We start from the raw sequence: 8,666 nt of genomic DNA, 5'->3' as shown, positions 1-8,666 counted from the left end.
CTTTCGGAATCCGATCCGGACAAGCGTCTTGAGATGTATGTCGACCTGCAGAAGAAGGTGCAGGAAACTTCGCCGATCATCATCATGTTCCAGGCCGCCTACGAGGTTGCCATGCAGGACGACGTCGACGGCTACGTCAACGGCGCGACCTCGGACTTTGTCTATTACCGGCTGGTGACGAAATAGGTTTTTGACACAAGGCTGCGATCACAACGAAACATTGAAGGCCGCTCCCGAAAACGGGGCGGCCTTCTGTCATTTCAATGCCGCGCCATCGTCGTGGATCAGAGGATGATGCCGTTGCGGAAGGGGTCGTTGGGGTGGAATACCAGTTCGGCCACCGACATGACATAGGCGTGGCCCGTGATCGACGGGATCACGCCGCCCTTGTGTCCGGCCCTGTAGGAGAGCCGATAGGTGGAGCCGATAATGCTCTCCTGCACGATTTCCTGTCTTTCTCCCAGTTGACCGGCGGCGGCAAGGCATGCGAGCCGCGCCGAACAGCCGGTCCCGCAGGGGGAGCGGTCATAGGCATCGTCGGGGCAGAGCACGAAATTGCGGCTGTGCGCCGCCGCATCGCCGGCAGGACCGTAGAAGATGACATGGTCGACCGGCTCGCCGCTTTCGCCGCCGATTTTCTGCGCATTGAGCGCGGTCCGGGTGGCGACGGCGAGATCCGTCAGGGCGCGGATATTGTCCGGCGCAACCGGGATGGGGCTCGGTTCGACCAGGAAAAACCAGTTGCCGCCATAGGCGACATCGCCGGTGATTTGGCCGAACTCCGGCACCTCGACCGTGACGCCGGCCGCATCCCGGCGGCTTTCGATATTGGTGACCGTGACCGTGCTTTCGTCATGCACATCGACCGTGACGACGCCGGCAGGGGTTTCGATGCGATGCAACCCCGTGCCGATCCGGCCCATGTGAAAAAGCGTCACGGCAAGGCCAATCGTGCCGTGGCCGCACATGCCGAGAACCGCGCCGACATCGAAATAGATGACGCCGGTGACGCAGGTCGGGTCCACCGGCGGCACCAGCAGCGCGCCGACCATGGCCACCTGGCCGCGCGGTTCCAGCACCACGGCGCGGTAGTCGTCGTAAAAGCGCGTCGCAAGCAGCGCCGCGCGTTCGGAAAGCGGGCCCGAACCGAGATCGGGAAAGCCGTCGAGGATGACCCGCGTCGGCTCGCCCGCGGTGTGGCTGTCAATCACATGCATGCGCTGCTCCCTGGCAAGGCCCGCTCCGCCGGTTTCAGGCTGCCCAGTTGGCGTACCAGGTCTTGAACTGCCGGTACTGTTCTTCGACAAAGGCCTGCTGCGGCGCCGTCAGGGCGTCGGTTTCGTTGAAATGCAGGCTATATTCTTCATCGCCATTCAGCACCATCAGATATTTGTAGAACAGCACGAGATCGACGCCCTCGTCGAATTTCGACAGCACCATCAGAGCTTCCTCGAGTTCGCGCGCCTTGACGCGGGCCTCGCTGTCGCCCCTGGCTGCGGCCTTGCAGAGCGAAACGAGATGCAGAACCTCCTTCGGGAGCGCGTTGCCGATGCCGGTGATCGCGCCGGTCGCGCCGCATTTGACGAAGCCGTGGAAGACCTGGGTATCGACGCCGACCATCAGGGTCAGATCGTCATTGCCGGAGGTGATGTGTTCAGCAGCGTAGGAGAGGGAGGCCGCGCCGCCGAATTCCTTGAAGCCGATCAGGTTGGGATAGTCGGCGCGCAGGGCGAAGAACAGGTCGGCGCGGGTTTCAAAGCCGTAATGCGGGCTGTTATAGATCACGGCGGGCAGGCCGTCTGCCGCTTCGAGGATCGCCGAGAAATGCGCCTTCTGCGCCGCAACCGAACTGCCGCGCGAGAGAACGCGGGGGATGACCATCAGGCCGGCGGCGCCGACGCGGGCGGCATGCGCGGTGATCGCCACGGCGGATTTGGTGTTGATCGCCCCGGTTCCCACGATCACCGGAACGCCGGCCTCGACCAGCGCCTCGACTCCCTGCATGCGCTGCTCGTCGGTCAGAAGCGGCCAGTCGCCCATCGATCCGCAATAGACGACCGCCGACATGCCGGCATCGACAAGCTCGCGGCCCTTGCGCGCAAGCGCGGCAAAATCGGGCGTGCGGTCAGCCTTGCAGGGGGTCATCAAAGCCGGAATGCAGCCGGTGAAAATAGTGTCGCTCATCTGGGGTCCTTTCATAGGCATAAGGAATTGATCTCGGCGGGGCAATCTGCGGGCAATATCTGGTGCTGCGGCCCGGGGCCGATCGATTGCAATTTCAGTACCACCGATGATTCAACTTGTCGACAAATAAAATACTTAAAAGTGAGGCACGCCTGTCCGTCCCTCGGGAAATCCGCGAAACCTACAGCGCGATTGAGGAAACGCTGCGGGAATCCGCAGAGATATAGGCCCGGATCTGACGCACGATCTGGTCGGCATGCGCCGTTGCAAGCCGGTCGCATGCGTCTTGGTCACGGGCGATCATGGCGCTGACGATGTGCTCGTGCTCGGCCACATACTGGCGCGGCAGGTCGTCGTCATAGGAACGGTAGTAAAGGCGGAGAATCCGGCGTCCGTCATCGAGCAGGCGCCGGAACAGGTCGGTATAGTATTTGTTGCGCCCGGCCTCGGCGATGGCGATGTGAAAATCGCGGTTGGCCGCGATCATGCCTAGCACGTCGCGAGCCTCGACCGCCTCGGCAAAGCGCCTCTGGTGGGCGCGAATCCCGGCCAGATCGGCCTCGTTGTAATGGATCGCCGCAAGCCGCGCGGTGACGCGGTACATCAGCGTCAGGGCATCAAAAAATGCGCCGAGCTGGACGAAATCGATGTTGGAAACGATCGTCGTGCGATTGGTCAGCGCGGTGATCAGCCCCTCCGCCGCAAGCCGGACGAGCGCCTCCCGGATGGGCGTGCGCGACATTGCGAAGCGTTCGGAAAGCTCGGTCTCGTCGATCGGGCTGCCGGGCGCGAGCTTCAGCTCGATGATTTCGTTGCGCAGGGTTTCGTAGACATGCGCCACGCCGCCGCCGCGCCTGACCTGCTGGCTCTGGAGCCCGCTGCTCTCCAACGATGTCTTGGCCATAATGCTCCGCTCTCCGGTAATTTTGGTCAATATGCAACACTCCATGCACACAATCCATCTTGTGCTTTAAATTTTTTTTGTCGACATAATAAATTTTCGGCATTAATGTGACGACGTGTTCCACGATGATCGCAACCTGAAACGGACAGCGCCAACATGAAACCCGCCCGCATGAAAATCGCTCTGATCGCGCTTGCAGCGGTCAAGTCTCCGCGCGGCGGCGGGCCGGAGTGCTTTGGGCCTGCCATGAAGGGAGAAAGCTGATGCCGTGCGATACGGAAAAAGTCTTCCGCCTTGCGGTGGAGCCGGATGCGGCGCGGCGAGTCTTCGCCTATCTGCTCGACGGCCTGAACGAAGATGTCGGCAAGGGCCTGACCACCGCCTCGGTCTACGATCTGCCGCGCATGCGCTCGCGCCGTGTGTTTTCCGAGGATGTCGAAGCTTATGAGCCCGGCGGGTTCAAGCCGCTTGAGCGCAACCGCTATTTCGAGACGGTGATTGCCGGCAACCTGCATTTCAGCACAACGACCATCGAACAGATCGCCGAGGTTTTCTTCGACTGGGAGAAGATCCGCGATCTCGGCTTCGAATCCAACATGAACCTTCCGGCGGTCGCCGACGGGCGGGTGATCGGAACGGTCAACATGCTGGGCCCAAAGGGTCATTTCACGCCCGAAACCGTCGCCCGCGCCCTCGCCTGGCAGCCGGCGGTGACCATGGCATTCCTTCTTTTGCATCTTGAAGACATCGAAACGGCCACATTTCACCCGGCATGACGGAAACAACCCGACCAAGGATGTCCAAGGGTCCGGAGAGTCCCGCTGAATGGCCCTCAAAGGGCCGCATAATCAAAATGAAAATATCTCAACCCGGAGAAACCGATCCATGAAAACAGCACTCACAGCAGCGATCCTCTCCTCGGCGCTCGCCGCGCCGCTGGCCGCACACGCCGAGGACTACAACATCGCCTTCCTCGCCGCCTCGTCGCAGAACGGCTTCAACCAGGCGATCTATGCCGGCATCGAGGAAGCGGCCGGCAAATACGACAACGTCAAGACCCAGATCTTCGACGGCGAGTTTTCGGCCACCGCGCAGTTCTCCCAGGTCGAGGATATCGCCGCCGGCGGCAAGTTCGATGCGATCATCATAACGCCGAACGACACAGTGGGTATCGCGACCGCCCTCGAAGAAGCCATCAAGGCCGGCGTCAAGGTCGGCACGACGCTGTTCCCGGTCGGCCCCGAACTGTCGAACATGGAGCCGCAGGTGCCCGGCCTCACCGTTACCGTCGCCTCCGATCCGGTGGTCGGCGCAACCGCGCAGGCCGATGCCGTGGTCGATTACTGCGCCGATCAGGACCCCTGCAAGGTCGTGGTCCTGATCGGCCAGCTCATCTACCCCTTCGACAATCTGCGCAACGACACCTACAAGAAGATTCTCGGCGAGCACGACAATATCGAGATCGTCGCCACTGGCGAGGGCAACTACTCGCCCCAGACCTCGATGGTCGCCATGCAGGACATTCTGCAGGCCCATCCGGACATCGACGTCGTTCTCTCCAATGCCGACCAGCACCTGATGGGTGCGGAGATCGCGATCGAGGATGCGGGCCTCGACATGTCCGAGCTCTACACCATCGGCGGCGGGCTGAACCAGATCGCCGTAGACGCCATCAAGGCCGGCACCTGGAGCGGCACACTGGCGCAGTTTCCGAAATCCGAGGGCGAGGCCGCGCTCGACGCCGTCGTCAAGGCGCTGAACGGCGAAACGGTTCCGACCTGGATTGACGAATACTCCCTGCGTCAGACCCCGAAGATCGTCACCAAGGAATGGCTCGACGCCAATCCCGATTTCGAGCCGGAATGGCAGGGCTGATCCAAATCTTTCCGGTGCGCATCTGACGCGCCGGAACCCGGCTTCACACGGCGCGCCGGCAAGGCTGGCGCGCCGAAGATGAAAAGGAAAGCCATGACCGATATCGCCATCCGGCTTCGGGGCGTCGCCAAGAGCTTTGGCGGCATGCGCATCCTGAATGACATCAATATCGACATTGAAAAAGGTTCGGTTCACGCGCTTGTCGGCGAAAACGGTGCCGGCAAGTCCTCGGTCGGCAAGGTCATCGGCGGCTATTATTCGGCGGATGAAGGCACGGTCGAGGTGTTCGGCGAGGCCGTCACCCGGTTTTCGCCGCGCGACGCCCTTGGCCGCGGCATTGCCATGATCCACCAGGAGCTTCAGCTCGTCCCGGAACTGACGGTTCTCGAAAACGTGTTCCTGGGGCTGGAAAGCAATACCGCCGGTTTTCTGCGCAAGGGCGATCTCGCCCGCTTCCACGCGCTGGAAGAGACCTGCGATTTCGGCCTCAACCCGCATAGCCGGATCGCCGACATGCGGATCGCCGAGCGCCAGAAGGTCGAGATCATGCGCGCGATTGCCCGCGAGGCGCGGGTGATCATCATGGACGAGCCGACCTCCTCGCTCACCGAGGACGAGGCCGAGCGCCTGCACCAGCTGATCGCGCGGCTGAAGGCGCGCGACGTCACCGTGATCTATGTCAGCCATTTTCTCGACCATATCCTCGCCAATTGCGACCGGGTCACAATCATGCGCGATGGCAAGGTGATCCGCACCGACGCCATTGCCGGCGAGACCAAGAACAGCCTCGTCGATTCCATGCTGGGCGAGGCCTCGGAGATCAGTTGGCCCACTCTTCCGCCGCGTCCCGCCGAGCAGGCGACGCCGGTCGTCGAGATGGAAAATGTCGCCACGGCCACCGGCCTTTCCGATATCACCCTGAAGATTTTTCCAGGCGAGATCGTCGGCCTGATCGGCCTTGTCGGTTCCGGCCGCTCGGAGGTCGCGCGCGCCCTGTTCGGCGCCGATCCGATCGTCTCCGGTCGCTATGCCATAGGAGGCGTCGTGCAGAACCGCCGGCTCAAGGTGCCGCGCGCCATTGCCCAGGGCATCGCCTTCGTGCCGGAGGATCGGCGCAAGCAGGGGTTGGTGCTAACCCAGACGACCCGTCCCAACATCTCACTTGCCTCGCTTGGCAGCATCTCCCGCCACGGCTTCATCAACCACGGGCTGGAACGCAGCCGCGCGCGCAAGATGATCGACCATTTCGGCATCGTGCCCTCCGCTATCGACGGCAAGGTCGCCTTCTACTCCGGCGGCAACCAGCAGAAGGTGCTGCTGTCGAAATGGGCGGTGGAAAAGCCGCGCCTGCTGATCCTCGATGAACCGAGCCGGGGCGTCGATATCGGCGCCCGGCAGAGCATCCACGAATTCATCATTGAAATGGCTGAGAACGGCGTGGCCGTGCTTCTGATCTCCTCGGAACTCGAGGAGGTCATCAACCTCTCCCATCGCGGCTATCTGATGAGCGACGGCCGCATCTTCGCGGAGACCGACTGCCGAGACACCACGGTCGACGAGGCACTGCACCGCATCTTTGAAGAACAAGGCGCCGTCTCCCGCGGCAAGGAGGTCACCCAACCATGAGCGACGTTCAGACACCTGCCCGGCGTTTTTCCATCACGCCCGGCGATTTCGCCCGCGAATACGGCGTTCTCACCATCATCGTCATTCTGATGGTCGGCCTCAGCCTGATTTCCGACAGTTTCCTGACGGCCCGCAACCTTCTCAATATCGTCAACCAGTCGGCGCCGCTGGCGATCATCGCCTGCGCGCTCACGCTCGTCATCATCGGCGGCGGGTTCGACCTGTCGACCGGCGCAATCTTCGGTGTGGCCTCGGTTGCAGCCGGCTGGATCGCCGTTCATGTCGATCCTTATACGGCCATTATCGCCGGACCACTGATCGGGCTGGCACTCGGCACGCTGAACGGCGCGATCATAACCGGCTTCGGCGTGCACTCCTTCCTCGTCACGCTCGCCACCAGTCTCGTCTATCGCGGCATCGCCATCCTGATCACCGGCGGCGCGCTGATCCCGGTCAGGATCGCCGAGTTCTCCTGGATCGGCCGCGGCCGCATCGGCATGGTGAACATTGCCGTCATCGTGCTGATCATCTTCATGGTGATCTTCATGGTGCTGCTCAACCGGACCACATTCGGCCGCCGCGTCTTCGCTGTCGGCGGCAATGAAGAGGCCGCGATCCTTTCGGGCATCCGCACCAATCTGATCAAGATCGTCACCTTCTCGCTCTCGGGCATGGCCGCCGGTCTTGCCGGCGTGATCGCGGTGTCGCGCATCTCCATGGCATCGCCCCAGGCCGGCGTCGGCATGGAATTCGAGGCGATCGCGGCGGTGATCCTCGGCGGAACCTCGATCATGGGCGGTTCGGGCGCGATCTGGCGCTCGGTCGCGGGCGTGCTGCTGATGGCGCTGATCGGCAACGGCTTCAATATTCTCAACGTGAACCCCTTCTTCAAGGACCTCACCACCGGCGTGATCATCGTCGTCGCGGTCGCGCTTGCCGCATCGGGCCGGCGCAGCCGCTGACATCCTTCACGCATTGAACAGAGACTTTTCATGACTGACAAAATCACGCGCGTCTCGACCGATGTCGGCGGCACCTTCACCGACCTCGTCTATTTCGAGACCGACCTTGAAACCGGCGTCCAGACCGTGCGCACGGAAAAATCCGACACCACGCCGCCGGATTTTGAAAAGGGCGTTCTCAACGTTCTGGAAAAGGCCAAGGTCGATGTCGGCTCGGTCGATTTCTTCGCCCATGGCACCACGGTCGTCATCAACGCGCTGACCGAGCGCAAGGGCGCCAAGGTCGGGCTGATCACCACCAAGGGCTTTCGCGATTCCATCGAGATCGGCCGCGGTAACCGGCCGGACTTCTTCAATCTCAGATACAAGAAGCCGGCCCCTTTCGTGGAGCGCTATCTCCGCCGCGAGATCGTCGAGCGGATGGATTATCACGGCAACGAGGTCACGCCGCTGGACCTTGCCTCGCTCGACGAGACGCTGGCGCTGTTCCGCGCCGAGGGCATAGAGGCGATCGCCATCAGCCTGCTGCACGCCTATGCCAACCCGGACCACGAAATCCGCCTGAAGGCCGAAGTCGAGGCGCGCTGGCCCGAGGTAACGGTGGTCGCATCGCACCAGATCACCCGCGAGTGGCGCGAATATGAGCGCACCAACACCGCCATCCTCTCGGCCTATGTTCAGCCCAAGGCCCAGCGTTATCTCGAGAAGCTCGAAAGCGGCCTGACCGGCAAGGGCTATGCCGGCCAGCTTTTCATCATGCAGTCGAATTGCGGCGTCGATTCCCTCGATGCCATCAAGGCCGTTCCGATCACCATGGTCGAAAGCGGCCCGGCCTCCGGCTTCTGGGGCGCGGCCGAGCTTGGCCGGATCATCGGCGAGCCGAACATCCTGGCGCTCGACATCGGCGGCACCACCGCCAAATGCTCGCTGATCGAAAACAATCAGGTCACGATCAAGACCGATTACTGGATCGAGCGCGACGGTAAGTCCGCCGGCTACCCGATCATGGTGCCGGTGGTCGATCTGGTCGAGATCGGCAATGGCGGCGGATCGATCGCCTGGGTCGATGATTTCGGTAAGCTGCATGTCGGCCCGCATTCGGCCGGCTCCACGCC

The 8,666-nt window shown here is 62.3% G+C and carries 8 protein-coding genes and 1 pseudogene; 6 read left to right on the top strand and 3 right to left on the bottom strand.

The features are described 5' to 3' along the window. Positions 1-186: pseudogene (locus tag B4E36_RS21190) on the top strand (ABC transporter substrate-binding protein); the annotation flags it as partial. 98 nt (positions 187-284) lie between these two features. Here B4E36_RS21190 and B4E36_RS21185 read toward each other — a convergent pair. The 3 genes from B4E36_RS21185 to B4E36_RS21175 form a co-directional block, all read right to left on the bottom strand. Further along, positions 285-1,217, bottom strand: coding sequence for a proline racemase family protein (locus B4E36_RS21185; protein WP_345900791.1), 933 nt, complete (start codon positions 1,215-1,217; stop codon positions 285-287). Positions 1,218-1,251: 34 nt separating this feature from the next. Beyond that, positions 1,252-2,184 carry a dihydrodipicolinate synthase family protein gene (locus B4E36_RS21180; protein WP_345900790.1) on the bottom strand — a complete coding sequence of 311 codons (933 nt, stop codon included), beginning with the start codon at positions 2,182-2,184 and terminating at the stop codon, positions 1,252-1,254. Positions 2,185-2,365: 181 nt separating this feature from the next. After that, positions 2,366-3,088: a GntR family transcriptional regulator gene (locus B4E36_RS21175; RefSeq protein WP_018064682.1), complete on the bottom strand. Its 723-nt coding sequence runs from the start codon at positions 3,086-3,088 to the stop codon at positions 2,366-2,368. A gap of 263 nt (positions 3,089-3,351) precedes the next feature. Between B4E36_RS21175 and B4E36_RS21170 the strand changes: the two genes are divergently transcribed. The 5 genes from B4E36_RS21170 to B4E36_RS21150 form a co-directional block, all read left to right on the top strand. Next, positions 3,352-3,864: a hypothetical protein gene (locus B4E36_RS21170; protein ID WP_292054111.1), complete on the top strand. Its 513-nt coding sequence runs from the start codon at positions 3,352-3,354 to the stop codon at positions 3,862-3,864. 109 nt (positions 3,865-3,973) lie between these two features. After that, on the top strand, positions 3,974-4,963 hold the full coding sequence (locus tag B4E36_RS21165) for a sugar ABC transporter substrate-binding protein (protein ID WP_292054113.1): 990 nt from the start codon (positions 3,974-3,976) through the stop codon (positions 4,961-4,963). Between the two features lie 93 nt (positions 4,964-5,056). Further along, complete coding sequence (locus B4E36_RS21160) at positions 5,057-6,589, top strand: sugar ABC transporter ATP-binding protein (RefSeq protein WP_292054115.1); 1,533 nt, start codon at positions 5,057-5,059, stop codon at positions 6,587-6,589. Continuing rightward, the gene (locus tag B4E36_RS21155; protein ID WP_292054116.1) at positions 6,586-7,551 is read left to right on the top strand and encodes an ABC transporter permease; all 966 of its coding nucleotides are present in this window, start codon (positions 6,586-6,588) and stop codon (positions 7,549-7,551) included. The genes B4E36_RS21160 and B4E36_RS21155 overlap by 4 nt, the downstream gene beginning before the upstream one ends. 30 nt (positions 7,552-7,581) lie before the next feature. Next, positions 7,582-8,666, top strand: a 1,085-nt coding sequence (locus B4E36_RS21150) for a hydantoinase/oxoprolinase family protein (RefSeq protein ID WP_345900789.1), incomplete at its 3' end; no start/stop codon positions are given.

Source organism: Martelella sp. UBA3392, assembly GCF_002358775.1.
GTDB classification, from domain to species: domain Bacteria; phylum Pseudomonadota; class Alphaproteobacteria; order Rhizobiales; family Rhizobiaceae; genus Martelella; species Martelella mediterranea.
Note: the sequence above shows the minus strand (reverse complement) of the source record. Positions and strands in the feature narration are given on the sequence as shown.

Coding starts and splice junctions, on each gene's coding strand:
- B4E36_RS21180 (WP_345900790.1), bottom strand. CDS start 2,184: ATGAGCGACACTATTTTCACCGGCTGCATTCCGGCTTTGATGACCCCC.
- B4E36_RS21155 (WP_292054116.1), top strand. CDS start 6,586: ATGAGCGACGTTCAGACACCTGCCCGGCGTTTTTCCATCACGCCCGGC.
- B4E36_RS21165 (WP_292054113.1), top strand. CDS start 3,974: ATGAAAACAGCACTCACAGCAGCGATCCTCTCCTCGGCGCTCGCCGCG.
- B4E36_RS21185 (WP_345900791.1), bottom strand. CDS start 1,217: ATGCATGTGATTGACAGCCACACCGCGGGCGAGCCGACGCGGGTCATC.
- B4E36_RS21160 (WP_292054115.1), top strand. CDS start 5,057: ATGACCGATATCGCCATCCGGCTTCGGGGCGTCGCCAAGAGCTTTGGC.
- B4E36_RS21170 (WP_292054111.1), top strand. CDS start 3,352: ATGCCGTGCGATACGGAAAAAGTCTTCCGCCTTGCGGTGGAGCCGGAT.
- B4E36_RS21175 (WP_018064682.1), bottom strand. CDS start 3,088: ATGGCCAAGACATCGTTGGAGAGCAGCGGGCTCCAGAGCCAGCAGGTC.